The organism is Martelella sp. AMO21009, assembly GCF_053484295.1.
On sequence record NZ_JBAKFR010000024.1, the window covers coordinates 1 to 19,411 of the forward strand.

The window sequence follows — 19,411 nt, forward strand, 5'->3', positions numbered from 1 at the left end:
CTCATCTCAATGATCGCTCATATGCGATAGCCCTGCCCCTCAAGGGGGGAGATTGATGTCTGAGTTACCGTGAGTGTCACCGCGGTATTCGGTCGTCTGGCAGTCGGCAAAATACCACGCGCGGCTGATTTTGCCCATTTAAGCCGTCACAATTATTTCGCTTGCCAAGACCCCAAAGCTTCCATATATCCGATGGCGGGACACCTCTCCCCAACGAGAGGCCACTATCTGAAAGGGTAGACTATGACTGACATGACCAAGCCGGACGTGCGTCCGGCCAATCCCCGCTTTTCTTCTGGCCCCTGTGCGAAGCGTCCTGGCTGGACGCCCGAAGCGCTCAATGATGCGCCGCTTGGCCGTTCCCATCGTGCGAAAATCGGCAAGGCGAAGCTCAAGGAAGCGATCGACCTTACCCGTGAGATCCTCGGCGTTCCCGGCGACTACCGCATCGGCATTGTGCCGGCGTCGGATACCGGCGCGGTCGAGATGGCGCTGTGGTCGCTGCTGGGCGAACGCGGTGTCGACATGCTCGCCTGGGAATCGTTCGGTTCGGGCTGGGTGACCGATGTCATCAAGCAGCTCAAGCTCAAGGACGCGCGCAAGATCGAAGCGCCCTATGGCCAGCTCCCCGACCTTTCCACTGTCAATTTCGACAATGACGTGGTCTTCACCTGGAACGGCACGACCTCTGGCGTGCGTGTTCCGAACGCCGATTTCATCCCCTTCGACCGCAAGGGCCTGACGATCTGCGATGCGACCTCTGCCGTCTTTGCGCAGGACATCGATTTCAACAAGCTCGATGTCGTTACTTACTCCTGGCAGAAGGTGCTGGGCGGCGAGGGCGGCCACGGCGTTCTGATCCTCAGCCCCCGCGCTGTCGAGCGGCTGGAAAACTACACGCCGGAATGGCCGCTGCCGAAGATCTTCCGCATGACCAAGGGCGGAAAGCTGATCGAGGGCATTTTCGTCGGCGAAACCATCAACACGCCTTCAATGCTCTGCGTCGAGGACTATCTCGACGCGCTGAAATGGGCGAGACAGGTCGGTGGCCTTGAAGGCCTGATGGCGCGGGCCGATGCCAATGCCAAGGTGATCTTCGATTTCGTTGAGAAGAACGACTGGATCGAAAACCTAGCCGACGTGGCCGAGACGCGCTCCAACACCTCTGTCTGCCTGAAGATCGTCGATCCCGCCGTGCTGGCGCTCGATGATGCCGGACAGGCCGCGTTCGCCAAGGCGATCGTGTCCGCGCTCGACAAGGAAGACGTCGCCTACGATATCGGCGCCTATCGCGACGCGCCGTCCGGCCTTCGCATCTGGGCCGGCTCCACGGTCGAGACCGCCGACATGGAAGCGCTGATGGGCTGGCTCGACTGGGCGTTCCAGGCTGAAAAGGCCAAGCTCGCCGCCTGAGCGAGACGAATTGACGAGGCTCGCGCCGACAGTGATCGCCCGCGCGAGCCGTTCATTCCAGAGAATTATTCTTTTTGAAGGAGGCCATCATGGCACCTCGCGTACTCGTATCCGACGCGCTGTCGGAAGCTGCCGTCCAGATTTTCAAGGATCGCGGCATTGATGTCGATTTCCAGCCGAAGCTCGGCAAGGACAAGGAAAAGCTGCTCGAAGTCATCGGCCAGTATGATGGTCTGGCGATCCGCTCGGCCACCAAGGCAACCGAGAAGCTGATCGAGGCGGCGACCAATCTCAAGGTCATCGGCCGCGCCGGCATCGGCGTCGACAATGTCGATATTCCGGCCGCCTCGCGCCGCGGCATCATCGTCATGAACACACCCTTTGGTAACTCGATCACGACGGCAGAACACGCGATCTCGCTGATGCTGGCGGTCGCCCGCCAGATCCCCGCCGCCGATGCCTCGACCCAGGCCGGCAAGTGGGAGAAGTCGAAATTCATGGGCGTCGAGATCACCGGCAAGACGTTGGGCGTCATCGGCGCCGGCAATATCGGCTCGATCGTCTGCAACCGCGCGCTCGGCTTGAAGATGAACGTCATCGCCTTCGACCCCTTCCTGTCGCAGGACAAGGCCGAGAAGATGGGCGTCACCAAGGTCGAGCTCGACGAGCTTCTGGCCAAGGCCGATTTCATCACGCTCCACGTTCCGATGACCGACAAGACCCGCGGCATCCTGAACGCAGAAGCGCTTGCCAAGACCAAGAAGGGCGTGCGCATCATCAACTGCGCCCGTGGCGGTCTCGTTGACGAGGCGGCTCTGGCCGAAGCCATCAAGTCCGGCCATGTCGCCGGCGCCGGCTTCGATGTGTTCGAGACCGAGCCCGCGACCGAGAGCCCGCTCTTCGGCCTCGAAAACGTGGTCTGCACCCCGCATCTCGGCGCTTCGACCACGGAGGCGCAGGAAAATGTGGCGCTTCAGGTTGCCGACCAGATGTCGGATTACCTGCTGAAGGGCGCCGTCACCAACGCCATCAACATGCCCTCGATTTCGGCCGATGAAGCGCCGCGTCTGAAGCCGGTCATCAAGTTGGCGGAAGTGCTGGGCGCGTTTGCCGGCCAGGTGACCGAGAACCCGATCAAGGAAGTCGAGGTGCTTTATGACGGCATCTTCGCCGACATGAACACCACGGCGCTGACCAGCGCCATGCTGGCCGGCCTGCTGCGCCCGGTCGTGGCCGATGTCAACATGGTTTCGGCGCCGATCATGGTGAAGGACAAGGGCATCATCCTGCAGGAAGCAAAGCGTGATAAATCAGGTGTTTACGACGGTTATATCAAGCTGACGATCACCACCGAGAAGCAGACCCGCTCGGTCGCCGGCACGGTGTTTTCCGATGGCAAGCCGCGCTTCATCCAGATCAAGGGCATCAACATGGATGCCGATGTCGGTCGCCACATGATCTACATCGCCAATACCGACGTGCCCGGCATGATCGGCTTCATGGGCTCCACGCTGGGCGATGCCGGCGTCAACATCGCCAACTTCCAGCTTGGCCGCGACAACCAGGGCGGCGACGCGATCGCGCTGCTCTACGTTGACGAGGAGCCGAAGCAGGAAGTCCTCGACAAGCTGCTGGCCCATGACGCGATCAAGCAGGCCAAGCCGCTGGAATTCGCGGTCGAATAAAGGCCATTGCCAAGAAAGAACAAGCCCGGCTTCCTTTTGGGAGCCGGGCTTTTTTTGTGTCGAAAGTGCTCTACATTGACGGGATGTATCCGCGAACGCGTCAATTGAAGAGAGTATGAATGCCTGAAACATGTATCGGCTGCCGAGATGGCGAGGCCCTGGCATTTGACTTCTCCATGGCATTTCAGCCGATCATCGATCTCCGCGACGGCTCGATTTTCGCCTATGAGGCGCTGGTGCGCGGCACTGCCGGTAAGGGGGCTGCCTCCGTCCTGAGCAAGGTGACCCAGAAGAATCTCTACGCCTTCGACCAGCGCTGCCGCGTCAAGGCGATCGAGCTTGCCGGCGGGCTCGGACTTGTGGAAACAGGGGCGCGGCTCTCGATCAACTTCATGCCGCGCGCGATCTATGAGCCGCGGGCCTGCATCCGGCTGACCCTGTCCGCCAGCCGTCGCTGCGGCGTGCCCGCCGAGCGGTTGATTTTCGAGTTTACCGAAGGCGAGCAGATCGATACCGATCGGCTCAATGCGATCCTCACGGTCTATGAAGAGCTCGGCTTCAGTACCGCGATCGATGATTTTGGCGCCGGCCACTCGGGACTGTCGCTCCTGGCCGACGTCACGCCGTCGATCCTGAAGCTGGATATGGCGCTGGTGCGCGGCATCGACAGCAACTGCTCGCGCCAGAGGATTGTTCGTCATATGCTTGCCCCTGGCGGACGACATGCCGGTCGAGGTGATCTGCGAGGGGGTTGAGACCGCGGCGGAGCTGGATACGCTTGCGGGGCTGGGCGCCGGTCTGGTGCAGGGCTATCATCTCTGCCGGCCGCTGTTCGAACGGCTCGCGGGCCCGGAGGAAATAAACGGGCTCGGCTGAACCGCGCCCGCACACGACAAGGAGGAGATCATGCAGACATCCGCGCTGAACGCGCTCGATCAGTCGCTGGAACAGCTTGCGGCTGCCGGCTTCAAGATGGGGCCGGCATGGGAGGCGACCCATGAGCTTTGCCAGGCGCATGAGGGCGAAAGCCTGTTCGATGCCGCCCACGCACTCTGCCACCGGATCGAAGGCGATGACCGCAATGCCGGCTATTGGTACCGGCGCGCGGGAAGGCCGGTCTCGACGGGAAGCCTTGCGGAGGAATGCGCGGCGCTGCGGGCGGAGATTGCCGGGGCCTGACCGCGGCGCCCACCCGGGTCATTCCAGGATGAAGAAAGGGCCGCGCCTTCTTTAAAGGCGCGGCCCTTTCTCGTCGCACTCAATTATTTGCAAGTTCGACCGCCGGCGGGCTCCAGGCGCCGCTCAGCACGGCGAGTTCCGGCCAGTAGAGGCGCATCGTCAGGCTGAAGTGGCCGCTCTCGGGCGCCGGCAGCCAATTGGCTTCCTTGTCCTTGCCGGGCGATTCGCGCTGAATGTAGATATCGATCGAGCCGTCGGGATTTTCCTTCAGCGGGTCGTTGCTGCCGAGCGTGTAGCGGTCGATCGGGTTCTTGGCGAAGAACTGATCCTGATTATAAAGCGTGACCGACCAGAAGGCGCGCGCCGGCGGGGTCTCGCCCTTGTCGAAATGCAGGACGTAGTTGTTGGAACTGTCGAACGGGTTGCCATCGGCATCCACGAAGGCGCTGGGATAGACGGCGTCAACCGGCTTGTTGGCGCCGAGCCCGCCAAAGGCAACGCCGGCCCGATGCATGTAGTCGGAGCCGTAGCTGCCGATCCCGGTCAGATTGATCCGCCAGCCGTTGACGAGTTCGCCGGACTTCACCCAGGTGTTCTTGATGAAGGGCAGAACCTTGGCGGGCGCCTCTGCGATGGCGTTCTGCACGGCCTGCGGCTGTTTCGACGGATCGTAGCTTTCGCCGGGCACCAGCCCGATCTGGCGCATCAGGTCGACGGCGGAATCGTCGTTGGCATGCGGCGGGTTTTTCTTCATCAGTTCGGCGAAGCGCTGGAAGAAGGCCGCACCGTCGAGCTTTTCGATCTGGGTAACCGGGGAGGTCATGTCCTGCGCGGCGTTGACCGTGCCTTTCGGCGCAACATAGTCGGTTCCCCAGGCGCTGAGCGGCACGGCCTTAAGGTCCTTCTGGAAGGCGTGAACCGCGTCGTAATCGGCCGTGCCCTTGGTCTCTATGCGCCCGAGCATCCAGCCATTGGCCGTGGGACTTTGATAGGCCCTGACGCCGTCCGGCAGTTTGCCCTGCCAGCCGGGACCAACGATCGCGAAGGTATAGGCGTCATCGCCGGTGGTCCGGCTTCCGGGTGCGGCATAGACCTCGGTCCACTCGTCCATCATCTGGAAGAGGTAGTACCGCCCTTTCGACGGCGGAACCGAAATGATAAGCGGCTCCTTCGAAACATCATAGGTGAGCGAGGAATAGAGCGTGTTGGCATTGGGCCGGACAACGGTGTCAAAGGAGGCATCGGGAAAGGCCGCCAGATTGGCGAACTGGTTGATCGGCGCGCTGACGCCTCCCGGCTCGGCGACATTGGTGGAGATCGCCGTGCTGACATCCATCAGCACCATCGGATAGGCCATGACATAGATCGAATAGACGATCGCCTTTGCCTGTTCCTCGGTCAGCGGGCTTTTGGCCTCGACCTGGGTTTGGGCAAACACCGGAGCATTGACCACCGGCGAGAATGTCACCGCGAGACTGAGCGCGGCAATGGCAACTGGTTTTAGCTTCATCGGGAATCTCCTCTAAGTTGTGATACCCGAGTTAGCGGTAAAGTTGAAGAAATTTTATGACGCGTAATGCTTGCCGCGCCGCGTCAGGTTGACGCAGATTGCGCGCTTTCGGGGGGAGGGCGCGGCGCAGTGATGCGCCGCGCCCCGTCTTTCAACGGTTGTCCGGCTGGCTGCGCACCAGTTCCAGACCTCGTGTGGTGATCTGGTACGGCTTGCCGCCGCGCGAGCGGATCGCCCGCTTGGCTTTCAGCTTGCGAAACAATGTCAGATCGAGGCCGGGATAGCGCCAGCCCTCGCGGGTGTAGCAGTCGATCCGCTCGATCTTCCGTTTTTCGGTTCTGATGAGTTCTATCCTGCCGCCCTGGGCGAGCAGGTGAAGTATGCGCTGTTCATCGCGCGAGATGTCCATGGTCGTCATTTCCGGATGGGCGCCGGTGATACCAAGGACCAGTGATTAGAACCCATATGATGCGCGCTGGAATGACTGTCCGAGTAGGAAAACACCGCAGAGCGATGCCGTAGCATCGCGCGAGGATTTTGACGCCCTCGGCGGTCATTCCAGCCGCACCCTAAAGGGCCGGACGCTTTTGAAAGCCTGCGTCGTTGAAAATCCTCGCCGTAGCTATGGCTACGACTGCGGTTTTCGCCTAGCCGGCTTTCAAAATCGCGCCGGTCATATGCGCTCTAATCGCTGATCCTTGGTATAGGCGCGTGAAAACGGTTCCCGAAAGCATTTGCCTTGCGGGGCTCTTCGTTTTCGGCCGCTGCGCGCATCATGCCCCAAGGGGCAGAGCGGGCAGGGCCCTTACCGGGATTCCTGACGGTTAGACATAAACACTCCGTGTTGACCGACACGAGATAGTCGCGCTGCGGCCGAAGGTCAAGGTTTTGAAGGGCTGCGGCCCACCCAATCGCTTGCGTCTTGCCCCACTTTGCTCTACCTCACCAACGATATCCCGTGAATGAACGATGAGCTGACCATGACCATTGTCGATACCCGCACGCCCGATCCCAAACGCCTGATTCCCGGCGCCACCGGCGATTGGGAAGTCATCATCGGTCTTGAGGTGCATGCGCAGGTCACCAGCAAAGCGAAGCTGTTCTCCGGTTCGTCCACCACATTCGGCAAGGCGCCCAACGCCAATGTCTCGCTGGTGGATGCGGCCATGCCCGGCATGCTGCCCGTCATCAACGAGGAATGCGTGAAACAGGCCGTGCGCACCGGTCTCGGCCTCAAGGCCAAGATCAACAAGCGCTCGATCTTCGACCGCAAGAACTATTTCTATCCGGACCTGCCGCAGGGCTACCAGATTTCCCAGTACAAGGATCCGATCGTCGGTGAGGGCACGATCACGATTTCGCTTGGCCCCGACAAACAGGGCAATTTCGAGGATATCGAGATCGGCATCGAGCGCCTGCATCTGGAGCAGGACGCCGGCAAGCTGATGCATGACCAGCATCCCTCATTTTCGTTCGTCGATCTGAACCGTTCCGGCGTGGCGCTGATGGAGATCGTTTCCAAGCCGGACCTGCGCTCCGCCGACGAGGCCAAGGCCTATGTCACCAAGCTCAGGACCATCGTGCGCTATCTCGGCACCTGCGACGGCAACATGGATGAGGGGTCGCTCCGCGCCGACGTGAACGTCTCCGTGCGCAAGCCCGGCGGTGAATTCGGCACGCGCTGCGAGATCAAGAACGTCAACTCGATCCGCTTCGTCGGCATGGCGATCGAAAGCGAGGCCCGGCGCCAGATCGATATTCTGGAGGAGGGCGGCGAGATCGATCAGGAGACCCGCCTTTTCGATCCGGTCAAGGGCGAGACCCGCTCGATGCGCTCCAAGGAAGACGCGCATGACTATCGCTATTTCCCCGATCCGGACCTGCTGCCGCTCGAATTCGACGATGCCTTCATCGCGGAACTGGCGAAGGACCTGCCGGAACTTCCCGACGACAAGAAGGCTCGCTTCGTCGAAAAACTCGGCCTGTCGGTCTATGACGCCTCCGTTCTGGTCTCCGACAAGGCGGTGTCAGACTATTACGAGAAGCTTGCCGAGGGGCGCGATGCCAAGGCTGCGGCCAACTGGGTGATCAATGATCTGCTCGGCGCGCTCAACAAGGCAAGCAAGGGCATCGACGAAACGCCGGTCTCGCCGGAACAGCTCGGCGCCATTCTCGACCTGCTGAAGGAAGGCGTGATCTCCGGCAAGATCGCCAAGGATCTGTTCGAGATCGTCTGGAACGAGGGCGGCGATCCGAAACAGATCGTCGAGGACCGCGGCATGAAGCAGGTGACCGATACCGGCGCGATCGAAAAGATCGTCGACGAGATCATCGCCGCCAATCCCGAACAGGCCGCAAAGGTCAAGGACAAGCCCTCGCTTGCCGGCTGGTTCGTCGGCCAGGTGATGAAGGCCTCGCAGGGCAAGGCCAACCCGCAGGCGGTGCAGGCGCTGGTCAAGGAAAAGCTGGGCGTCACGGAGTAAGCCGATGTTCTTTGTCCGTACGGCGATGGAGGCGGATATTCCGGCAGTGTGCAGCCTGCTGGCCGAGACCTGGCATGTGACCTATGACGAGATTCTCGGGCCCGAGAAGGTCGAGACGATCATCAATAGCTGGCTGTCGCCGGAAGCGATGCTGCGTCGGCTGCGCCGGCCCCATGGCGAGTTCCTGGTGGCCGACAGCGGCGTCATGATCGGCGGCATGGCCTTCGCCGCCCCCGACAAGGATAATGCCGAGATCGTCAATCTCAGCCAGCTTTACGTGCTGCCCGGCTTTCAGCGCCAAGGCATCGGCGAACAGCTTTTTGCCGAGATCGAAACCTGCTTTCCCAATGCCAAGCGGCTTGCGCTGGAGGTCGTTCCGCAGAACGCGCCGGCGATCCGCTTTTACGAGGCGCATGGCATGCGCGAGGTCGGGCGTCACAATGAATGCGGCGCGCCCAATTCCGGCATTCCGGCCATCCGCATGGAAAAGGACCTTGCCAATGTCTGATATGGCAACCGATCTGGAAAACCTCGTCATTCGCGAGGCGCGGCTCGATGACCTGCCGGTGCTGATCTCGATCTTCGCCGCCGACACGCTTGGCGGGCATGGCGACACCACGTCGGACGAGGCCTATGACGATTACCGCGACGCCTTCGAGGCGATCAAGGCCTCGGCCAGCAACACGCTTTATGTGGCCGAGCTCGATGACATCATCGTCGGCACGTTCCAGACAACCTATATCCGCACGCTGACGGGCCGGGGTGGGGCCTCGTTGACGATCGAGGCGGTGCAGACCCATCCCGACTGGCGCGGCCGCGGCATCGGGGCGAAGATGATCGAAGCGGCGATCGACGAGGCGAAGATCGAGGGCTGTCGTCTTGTGCAGCTTATGTCCAACGCGGCGCGTGAAGACGCCCACCGCTTCTATGAGCGGCTGGGCTTTCGAAAGTCGCATCACGGCTTCAAAATGAAGCTTCACGGCGCGTGAGACGTCTCGTCGCTCTGGACAAGAGCGGGATGACGCGCCATACACGGGTTAGAGCGTTGGACGAAAAAGTGGTAGCCGGTTTTTCGAAAACCCGACGCGCCTGAAAATGCAAAAGGCCTTCGGGCCGGGACGAAGGAAAGAAAATGGCTGGCTTTCTGACCAAGATGTTCACCTGGTGGAACGGATCGACCATCGGTACGGATGTGTTCACGCGCCGCTTCGGCAAGAAGGTCGGCGAGGACGAGTTCGGCAACATCTATTACGAAGGCGGCATGTCCACCTATGGCCTGAAGCGCCGCTGGGTGATCTACAAGGGCTATGCCGATGCGTCCTCCATTCCCCCCGGCTGGCATGGCTGGATGCACCACCGCATCGATACGCCGCCGACCGAGCAGGGCTACAAGCCGCGCGAATGGGAAAAGCCGCATAATCCCAACCAGACCGGCACGGCCTACGCCTATCGGCCCAAGGGCTCGCTTGCCGTTCAGGGCGAACGCGACCGCGTCACCGGCGACTACGACGCCTGGACGCCCGGCGGCTGACTGCGTTTCTGCCGCAATTGGGCGGTATCGAATCGCTCGCGGAGAGGAATGGGATAACCGAGGGTCTGATGACCGGATTTCCCTATTCTCTGCGCCACCCTCGGGCTTGACCCGAGGGTCCAGGCAGCGTTCTCCGTGTCGCCTGGGTATTCGACCCGAGTACGACCCAAAAGGGGAGACGGGCGGTTCCGATCCAGTTTTCAGCTTAGAGGGATGAATGATGCGTCAAACGGGTTTCGGAAAAGCGGTCGCGACATTCGGCCTGGTCGCGGCAGCGCTTGCGGCGGCGACGCCCGCTTTGGCCGCCCGTGTTGAAAACCCGGTCGCCGTCTTTGGCGGCATCGACAAGATTACCGGCCGCACCTACACCTTCGATGCCTATGTCGGCGAGACCGTGCAGTTCGGTCGACTGCAGGTGACTCCGCGGGTCTGCTACTCGCGAGACGATACCGAGGAGCAGCGCATCGATGCCTTCGTGCAGGTCGACAAGGTGTCGCTGCAGAACGATGTCAGCCGTATCTTCTCCGGCTGGATGTTTGCCGATTCGCCGGCGCTCAACGCCGTGGAAGACCCGATCTACGACGTCTGGCTGACGGATTGCGTGGCGAGCGCGGACGTGCCCGCGCCCTGATTTCCGCTCACGGAAACGGCTGATCCGGCCATACCAGCGCCGCGTTCAAGAGCGTCATATACCGATCCTTGGAAATATCGATCGCGCCCATCGTCTTCAGATGATCGGTGGTGAACTGCGTGTCGAGAAGCTGGAACCGGTTGGCCCTCAGCCGCTCCACCAGATGCACGAGGCAGATCTTCGAGGCATTCGGCCGGCGGGAAAACATGCTCTCGCCGAAAAAGGCGGCCCTCAGCGATACGCCGTAAAGCCCGCCGACAAGCGCGCCATCCTCATAGGCCTCCACAGAATGGGCGTGGCCCATGCGGTGCAGCGCGTTGTAGAGCGAGCGGATTTCCGCATTGATCCAGGTCTGTGGGCGATCCGGCGCGGGCATGGCGCAGGCCGCCATCACGGCGTCGAAATCGTGGTTGAAGCGGATTTCGTAGGGTGACCTGCGCAATTGCTTGCGCAGGCTGTGGGAGATGTGCAGGCCATCCAGCGGGATAATCCCGCGGACTTCCGGCTCGACCCAGAACAGCTCCGTATCCTCGGCCGATTCTGACATGGGGAAGAGGCCGATGCTGTAAGCATTCAAAAGCAGTTCCGGGGTTATGCCGCTGCCTTTTGCGCTGCCTCTTTCCATGAGCTACTTCGGTTTGTTTTCCAGATAATGTTCCAGCCAGTGGATATCATAATCGCCATTGGCGATATCCTGGTTGGCGATCAAATCCTGAAAAAGCGGCAGCGTCGTGTCAATGCCGTCGACGACGAACTCGTCGAGCGCACGCTTCAGCCGCATCATGCATTCCACCCTCGTGCGGCCGTGAACGATCAGCTTGCCGATCAGGCTGTCGTAATAGGGCGGAATCTTGTAGCCCTGATAGACGCCGGAATCGATGCGCACGCCAAGCCCGCCGGGGGCATGGAAATGCGTGATCGTGCCCGGCGACGGCCGGAAGGTCGCAGCGTTTTCCGCATTGATGCGGCATTCGATCGCGTGCCCGGAGAAGGTGATGTCCTTCTGGCTGACCGAAAGCCCGGCGCCGGCGGCAACCCGGATCTGCTCATGCACGAGGTCGATGCCGGTGATCGCTTCGGTGATCGGGTGTTCGACCTGCAGGCGGGTGTTCATCTCGATGAAGTAGAACTCGCCGTTTTCATACAGGAACTCGATCGTGCCCGCGCCGCGATATTTCATCTTGCGCATGGCTTCCGCGCAGATTTCGCCGATCTTCATGCGCTGCTCGACGTTGAGCGCCGGCGAATTCGCCTCTTCCCAGACCTTCTGGTGGCGGCGCTGCAGCGAGCAGTCGCGTTCGCCAAGGTGGACGGCATCGCCCTCGCCATCGCCGAACACCTGCACTTCGATATGGCGAGGCTTGTCGAGATATTTTTCCATGTAGACGGAATCATTGCCGAAGGCGGCAGCGGCCTCGCCGCGCGCGGTCCGGTAGGCCTCGATCAGGTCATCCCTGGAGCGCGCGAGCTTCATGCCGCGCCCGCCGCCGCCGGCCGTCGCCTTGATCAGCACCGGATAGCCGATCTCTTCCGCCGCGCGGAAGGCATCGTCATCGGTGTCGACGGAGCCGGCGGAGCCCGGAACCACCGGAATGCCGAGATCTTCCGCGGTGGTCTTGGCGGTGATCTTGTCGCCCATCATGCGGATATGCTCGCTGGTGGGGCCGATGAAGGTGATGCCGTGGGCCTCGAGAATCTCGGCGAACTTGGCGTTCTCGGAGAGGAAGCCATAGCCCGGATGCACGGCGTCCGCGCCGGTGATCTCGCAAGCGGCAACGATCTGGTGGATGTTGAGATAGCTCTCGCGCGACGACGGCGGGCCGATGCACACACTCTCGTCGGCAAGGCGCACATGCATGGCGTCGGCGTCGGCCGTGGAGTGCACGGCGACGGTCGCGATGCCGAGCTCCTTGCAGGCGCGCAGAACGCGAAGCGCGATTTCGCCTCGGTTGGCGATCAGGATCTTGGAAAACATGAGCTCTGCCACCCGTTATTCGATGACGACGAGCGCTTCGTCGAACTCGACCGGCTGGGCGTCATCGACGAGGATCTGCACGATCTTGCCGCTCTTGGGCGCGGGGATCTGGTTCATCGTCTTCATGGCTTCGATGATCAGCAGCGTCTGGCCTTCCTTGACGTTGGCGCCGACTTCGATGAACGGGCGGGCGCCGGGGGCAGGCGCGAGATAGACCGTGCCAACCATGGGCGCCTTGACGGCGTCGTCATGCTTGGGCGCGGCGACAGCGGCGGCCGGCTCAGCGGCAGCGGCGGGTGCGGGCGCAGCAGCCGGAGCGGCGGACGGGGCCGGGGCGTAATGCATCATCTGCTGCGGAGCGGCCATGATCTCACGGGCGACCCGGATGCGCATGCCGTCCTGCTCAACCTCGATTTCCGTCAGTTCGGTATCGTTGAGGATCACCGCCAGTTCACGCACGAGCTTCGCGTCAACAGCCTTCTTCTGATCTGCCATGGGATGTTTTCCTTTGTTCTTGTTATTCCGCGAGGGTTTTGAAAGCGCGTATCGCCAGAAGGTAGCTGTCTTGTCCGAGACCACAGATAACCCCCTTCACCGCAGGCGATATCATGCTCTTGTGGCGAAACGCCTCGCGGGCATGAATGTTGGAGATATGGAGCTCCACGACCGGCACGGCAATGGCGCGGATCGCGTCGTGAAGCGCAATGGATGTATGCCCGTAGGCACCGGGATTGATGGCGACGCCGGCCGCTTTCTCATTGGCTTCGTGAAGCCAGTCGACAAGCACGCCCTCATGATTGGACTGCCGAAAGTCTATCGAAAAACCGAGTTCCTCGCCGAGCTTGCGGCATTCATTCTCAATCGCGGCGAGCGACATATCGCCGTAAATGCCGGGCTCGCGCTGGCCCAGCAGATTGAGATTTGGTCCGTTGAGGACGAAGATCGCGCGTGTCATACATCAATTCCGGTTTCGCCTTCTCCTATAGACGTTCAAGCCTTACAGGAAAAGCCCCAAGACACACCGTTGCCGGGATGTGGTTAAGCTTGTTCAGCCAAAAATAGTCAAGAACACACGCCCTTGCCGCAGTCGCGGATATTGTCGATGGTCTCCTGCAGGCGGTCCGCGCCGACCGCCCCCGGCAGCATCACATCGCCGACGATATACGACGGCGTGCCGGAGACGCCGAGCGCGCCGGCAAGGCCGAAATGCTCCTGAAGAGCCTCTTCCGCCGGGTATTCCTGCATGGCCTGGTCGATCGCCTGATCGTCGACGCCAAGGGAGGCCGCAACTGAGCGGGCGCTCGCTTCGGTGGCCCGTGAACCGGAGCCCATCAGCGCGCGGTGGAAGTCCTCGTATTTTTCGGGCGCGGCCTTGAAGAAGGCGTAGGAGATGCGCTGGGTGGCTTCGGATTCCGGACCGAGCACCGGTATTTCCTTCAGCACGAAGCGGACATCGTCATTGGTGGCGAGGATCGCGTCCATGTCGTCAAGCGCGCGGCGGCAATAGCCGCAATTATAGTCGAAGAACTCGACGACGGTGATCTCGCCATCGGGATTGCCCATGACGCTGTCATAGGCCGGCAGATAGAGCTTGTCCTGATTCTGCGCGATCACCTGGGAAGCCTGGGCCTGCTGCTCATCCGCCTGCTTGCGCTGAAGCGCCACCTGCACGTCGAGCAGCACTTCCGGGTTGCTGATGAGGTAATCGTGAACGCGCTGGCCGAAATCTGCCTGATCGTCTGCCGGCGGGGCCGCCGCTGTTTCCGCGGTCTGGTTCGGGGCGAAGTGGTAGATCGCTGCCGTGGTGGCTGCCGCCGATGCGATTGCGGTCGCAAAAATAGCGGTGACCGCCAGTGTCAGTCCCTTTGAAGACATGTTCTCCCCTTCCGGCATCCTCGTCTCGCCGACATGCGAAACAGTCATTGGTTGTGCGCAGCCCCGCGCTTTCAGGCCCGGATCGCTCTTAGAAACCAATTGTGCGCAAATGGCGGCGTTGTCCAGAGCGGCGGGTTCAATTCTGCCGCCTTGCCGATCAAAATCCCGTTTTTTTGCGCTGCGGCATTGCGGGGATCGGGTTATTGGTCCATCCCGGAACCGGACCATCTGAAAGAGGAAACGGCATGCCGTCGAAGCGCAGCGACATCGATTCATTCCTGGCTATGGACGTTCTGGCAGAGGCGAACCGGTTGAAAAAGGCCGGCCGGCCGGTGATTTCCATGGCCGTCGGCCAGCCCTCGCATCCGGCCCCCGACGCCGCACTTGCGGCCGCCCGCGCTGCGCTGGAGCACGGACGTCTCGGCTATACCGACGCCTTCGGCCGCGAAAGCCTGCGGACGGCGATCGCCGACGATTACCGTGCCCGCATGGGCATCGACATCGATCCGGCCCGCATTGCAGTCACCACCGGGTCTTCGGCCGGCTTCAATCTCGCATTCCTGGCGCTGTTCGATGCCGGCGATGCTGTCGCGATCGCAAGGCCCGGCTATCCCGCCTACCGCAACATCCTGAAGGCGCTCGACCTCAAGGTGGTCGAGGTGGACGCCAATGCCGAACACGACTTCACGCTGACGCCCGAGGCGCTGGAGGAGGCGGAGAGGGCGCATGGCGTCTCGCTTGCCGGCGTGCTGCTCGCAAGCCCGGCGAACCCGACTGGCACGGTGACCGGCCGCGCGGCGCTGAAGCGGCTTGCCGACTGGTGCCATGATCGCGGAACCGCCTTCATATCCGACGAGATCTATCACGGCCTGGTGTTTTCGGGCGAGGAGGCGAGCGCGCTTTCCTTCACCGACGAGGCGGTAGTGATCAACTCCTTCTCGAAATATTACTGCATGACCGGCTGGCGGATCGGCTGGATGGTGTTGCCGGAAAAGCTGGTGCGGGTGTTCGAGCAGTTGACGCAGAACATCTATATCTGCGCGCCCGATCTATCCCAGATCGCAGCAGAGGCGGCGCTTACAGCGCGAGAGCAGCTCGACGGGTATTGCGAGATCTACCGCAACAACCGCAATTTCCTGACCAGGGCGCTGTCGGAGATCGGCCTTCCGGTTGCCTCGCCGATGGACGGGGCTTTCTACGCCTATGTCGATGTCTCGCGCTACACCAATGACAGCCTCGCCTTCGCCCGGCAGATCCTGCACGAGGCCAATGTCGCGGTCACGCCCGGCGTCGATTTCGATCCGGAAAACGGCGGGCGTTATCTGCGGCTCTCCTACGCGGGCACCGAGGCCGAGATCGCCGAGGCCGTGGAACGGATCGGCAACTGGCTGCCGGGGTGATAGTTGCAACGTCATGCCGCGTTCGTCCTGTGAGCACGGCTATTGGCACGCGGAGGCGGTCTTGCTCCCGATACTCTCTCCCGCTGGCGGGAGAGATGCCCGAAAGGGGCATTGATGGTGGTTCAGCGTTTCAAATCGTGAGGGCGTTCGAGGGGATAGACTCCCCCCTCACTGTCGCTGTCGCGACATCTCTCCCTTCCGGGGCGAGAAGATTGGGAGGCTATGCGGAAAGACCCTGGGTTAAGGGTTCAAAACAAAAAGGGCCGCCGTTCTCAGCAAACGGCGGCCCTTTCGTTCATTCATGTCAACCGGGCTCAGAAGAAGCCGCGGCGGTTCCACCAGCCGCGTTTCGGCTTGGCTTCCTCGCCGTCGTTTTCAGCCTTTGCGCCGTCGGAGGTGACCACCGGGGCGGAATGGGTGACGTTGGAGGCGCGGTTGGAGCGCTTGGGCGTCTGCTCGGCGGAAGCCGCTTCCGGCGACACCTCGTCGAGATCCGCGGCCGCTTCGGCAGTTACTTCCTTTTCGGCCTCGCCGGCGCCGGCCGGCTCGGCGGGTAGTTGCTCGACGGCTTGCGTGGCCGTTTCCGCGTCTGCCTCAACGGCCGGGGATTCGCTTTCGGCGCGCTTGGGCTTGCGGCGACGGCGCGGCTTTCGGCCTTCGATCTCGGCCATGGCTTCGTCCTCGGTGACCTCGGACGCCTGGTCGGATGCATTCTGCTCCGCTTCTGCTTCCGCGGCCGGTGCTTCTGCGGCCGGTGCATCGCTGACCGTATCGGAGGCTACCGCTTCGGCAGCGACCTCTTCAGCCGGCTGGCGATTGCCCGCATCATCCGCCTGGTCATTATCAGGCTGGCTGTCAGCCGATGTTTCCGCCGCGTCGGCGTTGTTGCCGTCGGCTGTCTGCTGCCCATTTTCGTCGCTGCGGTTGCGGCGTCCACCGCGCTTGCCGCGGCGGCGCTTGCGGCGCGGCTTGTCGGAGCCCTGGTCGCCGTCGTCGCCGGCCGATGACTGGTTGTCATCGCCGCTCGCCTCGGCGGTCTGTTCGTTGTCGCCCTCATCGTTCTGCTGGCCGTTGCGGCCACGGCGGCGGCGGCGCTTGCGGCGCGAGCGGCCATTGTCGTCGTCTTCGGTTTCGTTGACCTCTTCGACGATGTCGTCTTCCGGCTCATCGGGGAAGTCGAGCAGCGTCTCGATCTTGACCGGCGTTTCCACGGGCTCGCCGCGATCGATCTCGAAATGGGTGGTGGTGAGCGTGGCGTCGGCCTTGATGATGATCTCGACGCCGAAGCGGGCCTCATAGTCCACGATCGTGTTGCGCTTCTGGTTGAGCAGATAGAGCGCGTTCTCGGGCGTGGTCCGCACGGTGATGTTGTGCGTGGTGTTCTTCAGCAGATATTCCTCGACGCCGCGCAGCACGTGCAGCCCGACGGAGGACTGCGAAAGCACATGGCCGGTGCCGCCGCAATGGCTGCAGACCTGGGTGGTGGACTCCAGCACCGATGCGCGGATGCGCTGGCGCGACATTTCCAGAAGGCCGAAATGCGAGATGCGTCCGACCTGGATGCGGGCGCGGTCGTGCTTCAGGCAGTCCTTCAGCTTCTTCTCGACGGCGCGGTTGTTGCGCTTTTCTTCCATGTCGATGAAGTCGATGACCACGAGGCCGGCAAGGTCGCGCAGGCGAAGCTGGCGCGCCACTTCTTCCGCCGCCTCAAGGTTGGTCTGGAGCGCGGTGTCCTCGATCGAGTGCTCTCGGGTGGAACGGCCCGAGTTGACGTCGACGGCGACCAGCGCCTCGGTCTGGTTGATGATCAGGTAACCGCCGGATTTCAGCGTGACCTGCGGCTGCAGCATGCGGTCGAGCTGGGCTTCGATGCCGGAGCGCGAATAGATCGGATGGACGTCGCGGTAACGCTGCACCACCTTGGCGTGGCTAGGCATCAGCATCTTCATGAAGTCTTTCGCTTCACGATAGCCGTTTTCACCGGAAACGATGATCTCGCTGATATCCTTGTTGTAAAGGTCGCGGATCGAGCGCTTGATCAGGCTGCCTTCCTCGTAGACGAGGCAGGGGGCCGTCGATGTCAGCGTCTTGGTGCGCACGTTTTCCCAAAGCCGCATCAGATATTCGAAGTCGCGCTTGACCTCGGCCTTGGTGCGGTTGGCGCCGGCGGTGCGCAGGATCACGCCCATGCCCTGCGGAACTTCGAGATCCTTGGCGACATCCTTCAGCCGCTTGCGGTCGGCCGGGTTGGTGATCTTGCGGGAAATGCCGCCGCCGCGCGCGGTGTTCGGCATCAGCACCGAATAGCGGCCGGCAAGCGAGAGATAGGTGGTCAGCGCCGCGCCCTTGTTGCCGCGTTCTTCCTTGGCAACCTGCACCAGCAGGATCTGGCGGCGCTTGATGACTTCCTGGATGCGGTACTGCTTGCGCGCCTTGCGGTGGTTGTACTCCGGCACTTCCTCCATGGCGTCCTCGGCGCCGACGGATTCGACGCTGTCGTCGTCATCGTCCACGTCTTCGGAAACCGTGTCGGCATCGACCTCGGCGGCCATATGCGTCGGGCCCTTGCCATCCTTGGAAGAGTCGCCATCGGAGGAACCGTCTTCAGAGGCGCCGTCGTTGGAAGCTTCGGCTTCAGCGGGCTTCTCGACCTCGTCGCTGGCCTTGGCGTCCTTCTTCGCCGCAGGCTTGCGGCGGCGGCGCGGCTTCGGCTTCTTGGCGGCCTCGTCCTCGGTCTCGGCGGCTGCCGCGGCATCGACGTCAGCCGTCTTGGCGTCGGCTTCCGCCGCATCGGCCTTTTCGGCGGTCTCGCTGTCGGCGGTCGCTTCGGCCTTGGGTTCAGCGCTTTCGTCCGACTTGGCGTCCTGCGGCTTGGCCTCTTCGGCCTTTGCGTCCTCAGTCTTGGCGTCGTCGGATTTGGCCTTGGAGGACTTGGCGCGGCCACGGCGGGTGCGCGGCTTCGGCTTGCTCTCGTCCTCGGCGGCGGCCTTTTCGGAGGCTTCCGACGGCTGCGACAGTGCGCTGTCGGTATCGTCGTCGTCATCGCTGTCGGAGACTTCGCGCAGCAGCGCTTCGCGATCGGCGAGCGGAATCTGGTAGTAGTCGGGGTGGATTTCCGAGAAGGCGAGGAAGCCGTGGCGGTTGCCGCCATAATCGACAAAGGCGGCCTGGAGAGAGGGCTCCACCCGCGTGACCTTCGCAAGGTAAATATTGCCGCGCAGCTGTTTCTTGTGCTGCGATTCGAAATCGAACTCCTCTATACGATTTCCGCGGACGACAACGACGCGTGTCTCTTCTTCGTGAGACGCGTCGATAAGCATTTTATCTGCCATTTAAGATGAGCTCCTCGGCGCGCATGGCTGGCGGCTTCGGAGCGGGTCGATGCCCTTGTCCGGAAATGGTCGCCAGCGGAAACGCCGGATGAAATAATGTCCGACCGTCGCAACGAAACGCGGGCGGCTGCTTCTCGAATCAGTCCGGCGCCCTCGAAGGGGGCGCGGGCCGATGGAAGAATTTGACGCTTCGTTCTCATATATAGCCAGTCGAAACAAACATTGCCTAACCCCGAATTCGGGGCGATGAAATCGCTTCCGGGAAAGCCCTGGAAGCATTGACCCTTAAGCCGCAACGCTTTTGTGAGTAGCGTATGCCGGCCAGGAAATACTGTCCGTTGAGTGGAACGACGGCGGACGCTCAATCGCTTCATGTGGCGCCAATCGTGGAAAGACC

Annotated in this window: 19 protein-coding genes; 11 read left to right on the plus strand and 8 right to left on the minus strand. The window is 62.0% G+C overall.

The window, feature by feature from the left end; all coding sequences use genetic code 11:
* Positions 1-243: 243 nt before the first annotated feature.
* From V6766_RS19660 to V6766_RS19680, 5 genes are all read left to right on the plus strand, one after another.
* A complete protein-coding gene (locus V6766_RS19660) occupies positions 244-1,413 on the plus strand; it encodes a phosphoserine transaminase (RefSeq protein WP_448469340.1) in 1,170 nt (389 codons plus the stop codon).
* A gap of 89 nt (positions 1,414-1,502) precedes the next feature.
* Positions 1,503-3,098: a phosphoglycerate dehydrogenase gene (serA, locus tag V6766_RS19665; protein ID WP_448469342.1), complete on the plus strand. Its 1,596-nt coding sequence runs from the start codon at positions 1,503-1,505 to the stop codon at positions 3,096-3,098.
* A gap of 119 nt (positions 3,099-3,217) precedes the next feature.
* Positions 3,218-3,853: an EAL domain-containing protein gene (locus V6766_RS19670; protein WP_448469344.1), complete on the plus strand. Its 636-nt coding sequence runs from the start codon at positions 3,218-3,220 to the stop codon at positions 3,851-3,853.
* On the plus strand, positions 3,822-3,974 hold the full coding sequence (locus tag V6766_RS19675) for a hypothetical protein (RefSeq protein WP_448469346.1): 153 nt from the start codon (positions 3,822-3,824) through the stop codon (positions 3,972-3,974). Before V6766_RS19670 ends, V6766_RS19675 begins: the two co-directional genes overlap by 32 nt.
* A 30-nt stretch (positions 3,975-4,004) precedes the next feature.
* Positions 4,005-4,277: a hypothetical protein gene (locus tag V6766_RS19680; protein ID WP_448469348.1), complete on the plus strand. Its 273-nt coding sequence runs from the start codon at positions 4,005-4,007 to the stop codon at positions 4,275-4,277.
* A gap of 79 nt (positions 4,278-4,356) precedes the next feature.
* Here the strand turns inward: V6766_RS19680 and V6766_RS19685 are convergent, their stop codons facing one another.
* Complete coding sequence (locus V6766_RS19685; protein ID WP_448469350.1) at positions 4,357-5,787, minus strand: DUF1254 domain-containing protein; 1,431 nt, start codon at positions 5,785-5,787, stop codon at positions 4,357-4,359.
* Between the two features lie 151 nt (positions 5,788-5,938).
* Positions 5,939-6,196, minus strand: coding sequence for a YjhX family toxin (locus V6766_RS19690; RefSeq protein ID WP_448469352.1), 258 nt, complete (start codon positions 6,194-6,196; stop codon positions 5,939-5,941).
* 571 nt (positions 6,197-6,767) lie between these two features.
* Between V6766_RS19690 and gatB the strand changes: the two genes are divergently transcribed.
* The 5 genes from gatB (at position 6,768) to V6766_RS19715 (ending at position 10,432) form a co-directional block, all read left to right on the plus strand.
* Positions 6,768-8,270 carry an Asp-tRNA(Asn)/Glu-tRNA(Gln) amidotransferase subunit GatB gene (gene gatB / locus V6766_RS19695; RefSeq protein WP_448469427.1) on the plus strand — a complete coding sequence of 501 codons (1,503 nt, stop codon included), beginning with the start codon at positions 6,768-6,770 and terminating at the stop codon, positions 8,268-8,270.
* Between the two features lie 4 nt (positions 8,271-8,274).
* On the plus strand, positions 8,275-8,778 hold the full coding sequence (locus tag V6766_RS19700; RefSeq protein WP_448469354.1) for an N-acetyltransferase family protein: 504 nt from the start codon (positions 8,275-8,277) through the stop codon (positions 8,776-8,778).
* A gap of 1 nt (position 8,779) precedes the next feature.
* Positions 8,780-9,259: an N-acetyltransferase family protein gene (locus V6766_RS19705; protein WP_448469429.1), complete on the plus strand. Its 480-nt coding sequence runs from the start codon at positions 8,780-8,782 to the stop codon at positions 9,257-9,259.
* A 143-nt stretch (positions 9,260-9,402) separates the two neighbouring features.
* Entirely contained in the window at positions 9,403-9,801 is a 399-nt protein-coding gene (locus V6766_RS19710; RefSeq protein ID WP_018063635.1) for an NADH:ubiquinone oxidoreductase subunit NDUFA12, read from the plus strand.
* Positions 9,802-10,021: 220 nt separating this feature from the next.
* Positions 10,022-10,432, plus strand: coding sequence for a DUF2155 domain-containing protein (locus tag V6766_RS19715; protein ID WP_448469431.1), 411 nt, complete (start codon positions 10,022-10,024; stop codon positions 10,430-10,432).
* Positions 10,433-10,439: 7 nt separating this feature from the next.
* Here V6766_RS19715 and aat read toward each other — a convergent pair whose 3' ends face one another.
* From aat to V6766_RS19740, 5 genes are all read right to left on the minus strand, one after another.
* Positions 10,440-11,057: a leucyl/phenylalanyl-tRNA--protein transferase gene (aat, locus tag V6766_RS19720; protein WP_448469356.1), complete on the minus strand. Its 618-nt coding sequence runs from the start codon at positions 11,055-11,057 to the stop codon at positions 10,440-10,442.
* A 3-nt stretch (positions 11,058-11,060) separates the two neighbouring features.
* Complete coding sequence (gene accC, locus V6766_RS19725) at positions 11,061-12,407, minus strand: acetyl-CoA carboxylase biotin carboxylase subunit (RefSeq protein WP_448469358.1); 1,347 nt, start codon at positions 12,405-12,407, stop codon at positions 11,061-11,063.
* A gap of 15 nt (positions 12,408-12,422) precedes the next feature.
* A complete protein-coding gene (gene accB, locus V6766_RS19730) occupies positions 12,423-12,902 on the minus strand; it encodes an acetyl-CoA carboxylase biotin carboxyl carrier protein (RefSeq protein WP_448469360.1) in 480 nt (159 codons plus the stop codon).
* 22 nt (positions 12,903-12,924) lie between these two features.
* Complete coding sequence (gene aroQ, locus V6766_RS19735) at positions 12,925-13,362, minus strand: type II 3-dehydroquinate dehydratase (RefSeq protein WP_448469362.1); 438 nt, start codon at positions 13,360-13,362, stop codon at positions 12,925-12,927.
* A gap of 107 nt (positions 13,363-13,469) precedes the next feature.
* On the minus strand, positions 13,470-14,282 hold the full coding sequence (locus V6766_RS19740; RefSeq protein ID WP_448469364.1) for a DsbA family protein: 813 nt from the start codon (positions 14,280-14,282) through the stop codon (positions 13,470-13,472).
* A gap of 245 nt (positions 14,283-14,527) precedes the next feature.
* Here V6766_RS19740 and V6766_RS19745 point away from each other — a divergent pair, with 245 nt between their 5' ends.
* Entirely contained in the window at positions 14,528-15,682 is a 1,155-nt protein-coding gene (locus tag V6766_RS19745) for a pyridoxal phosphate-dependent aminotransferase (protein ID WP_448469366.1), read from the plus strand.
* A gap of 314 nt (positions 15,683-15,996) precedes the next feature.
* Here V6766_RS19745 and V6766_RS19750 read toward each other — a convergent pair whose 3' ends face one another.
* Positions 15,997-19,014 carry an Rne/Rng family ribonuclease gene (locus V6766_RS19750; RefSeq protein ID WP_448469368.1) on the minus strand — a complete coding sequence of 1,006 codons (3,018 nt, stop codon included), beginning with the start codon at positions 19,012-19,014 and terminating at the stop codon, positions 15,997-15,999.
* Positions 19,015-19,411 lie beyond the last annotated feature (397 nt).

What these genes read in the sequence shown, in the direction of transcription:
- V6766_RS19660 (WP_448469340.1), top strand. Translation starts at nt 244, where the DNA reads ATGACTGACATGACCAAGCCGGACGTGCGTCCGGCCAATCCCCGCTTT.
- serA (WP_448469342.1), top strand. Translation starts at nt 1,503, where the DNA reads ATGGCACCTCGCGTACTCGTATCCGACGCGCTGTCGGAAGCTGCCGTC.
- V6766_RS19670 (WP_448469344.1), top strand. Translation starts at nt 3,218, where the DNA reads ATGCCTGAAACATGTATCGGCTGCCGAGATGGCGAGGCCCTGGCATTT.
- V6766_RS19675 (WP_448469346.1), top strand. Translation starts at nt 3,822, where the DNA reads ATGCCGGTCGAGGTGATCTGCGAGGGGGTTGAGACCGCGGCGGAGCTG.
- V6766_RS19680 (WP_448469348.1), top strand. Translation starts at nt 4,005, where the DNA reads ATGCAGACATCCGCGCTGAACGCGCTCGATCAGTCGCTGGAACAGCTT.
- V6766_RS19685 (WP_448469350.1), bottom strand. Translation starts at nt 5,787, where the DNA reads ATGAAGCTAAAACCAGTTGCCATTGCCGCGCTCAGTCTCGCGGTGACA.
- V6766_RS19690 (WP_448469352.1), bottom strand. Translation starts at nt 6,196, where the DNA reads ATGGACATCTCGCGCGATGAACAGCGCATACTTCACCTGCTCGCCCAG.
- gatB (WP_448469427.1), top strand. Translation starts at nt 6,768, where the DNA reads ATGACCATTGTCGATACCCGCACGCCCGATCCCAAACGCCTGATTCCC.
- V6766_RS19700 (WP_448469354.1), top strand. Translation starts at nt 8,275, where the DNA reads ATGTTCTTTGTCCGTACGGCGATGGAGGCGGATATTCCGGCAGTGTGC.
- V6766_RS19705 (WP_448469429.1), top strand. Translation starts at nt 8,780, where the DNA reads ATGGCAACCGATCTGGAAAACCTCGTCATTCGCGAGGCGCGGCTCGAT.
- V6766_RS19710 (WP_018063635.1), top strand. Translation starts at nt 9,403, where the DNA reads ATGGCTGGCTTTCTGACCAAGATGTTCACCTGGTGGAACGGATCGACC.
- V6766_RS19715 (WP_448469431.1), top strand. Translation starts at nt 10,022, where the DNA reads ATGCGTCAAACGGGTTTCGGAAAAGCGGTCGCGACATTCGGCCTGGTC.
- aat (WP_448469356.1), bottom strand. Translation starts at nt 11,057, where the DNA reads ATGGAAAGAGGCAGCGCAAAAGGCAGCGGCATAACCCCGGAACTGCTT.
- accC (WP_448469358.1), bottom strand. Translation starts at nt 12,407, where the DNA reads ATGTTTTCCAAGATCCTGATCGCCAACCGAGGCGAAATCGCGCTTCGC.
- accB (WP_448469360.1), bottom strand. Translation starts at nt 12,902, where the DNA reads ATGGCAGATCAGAAGAAGGCTGTTGACGCGAAGCTCGTGCGTGAACTG.
- aroQ (WP_448469362.1), bottom strand. Translation starts at nt 13,362, where the DNA reads ATGACACGCGCGATCTTCGTCCTCAACGGACCAAATCTCAATCTGCTG.
- V6766_RS19740 (WP_448469364.1), bottom strand. Translation starts at nt 14,282, where the DNA reads ATGTCTTCAAAGGGACTGACACTGGCGGTCACCGCTATTTTTGCGACC.
- V6766_RS19745 (WP_448469366.1), top strand. Translation starts at nt 14,528, where the DNA reads ATGCCGTCGAAGCGCAGCGACATCGATTCATTCCTGGCTATGGACGTT.
- V6766_RS19750 (WP_448469368.1), bottom strand. Translation starts at nt 19,014, where the DNA reads ATGGCAGATAAAATGCTTATCGACGCGTCTCACGAAGAAGAGACACGC.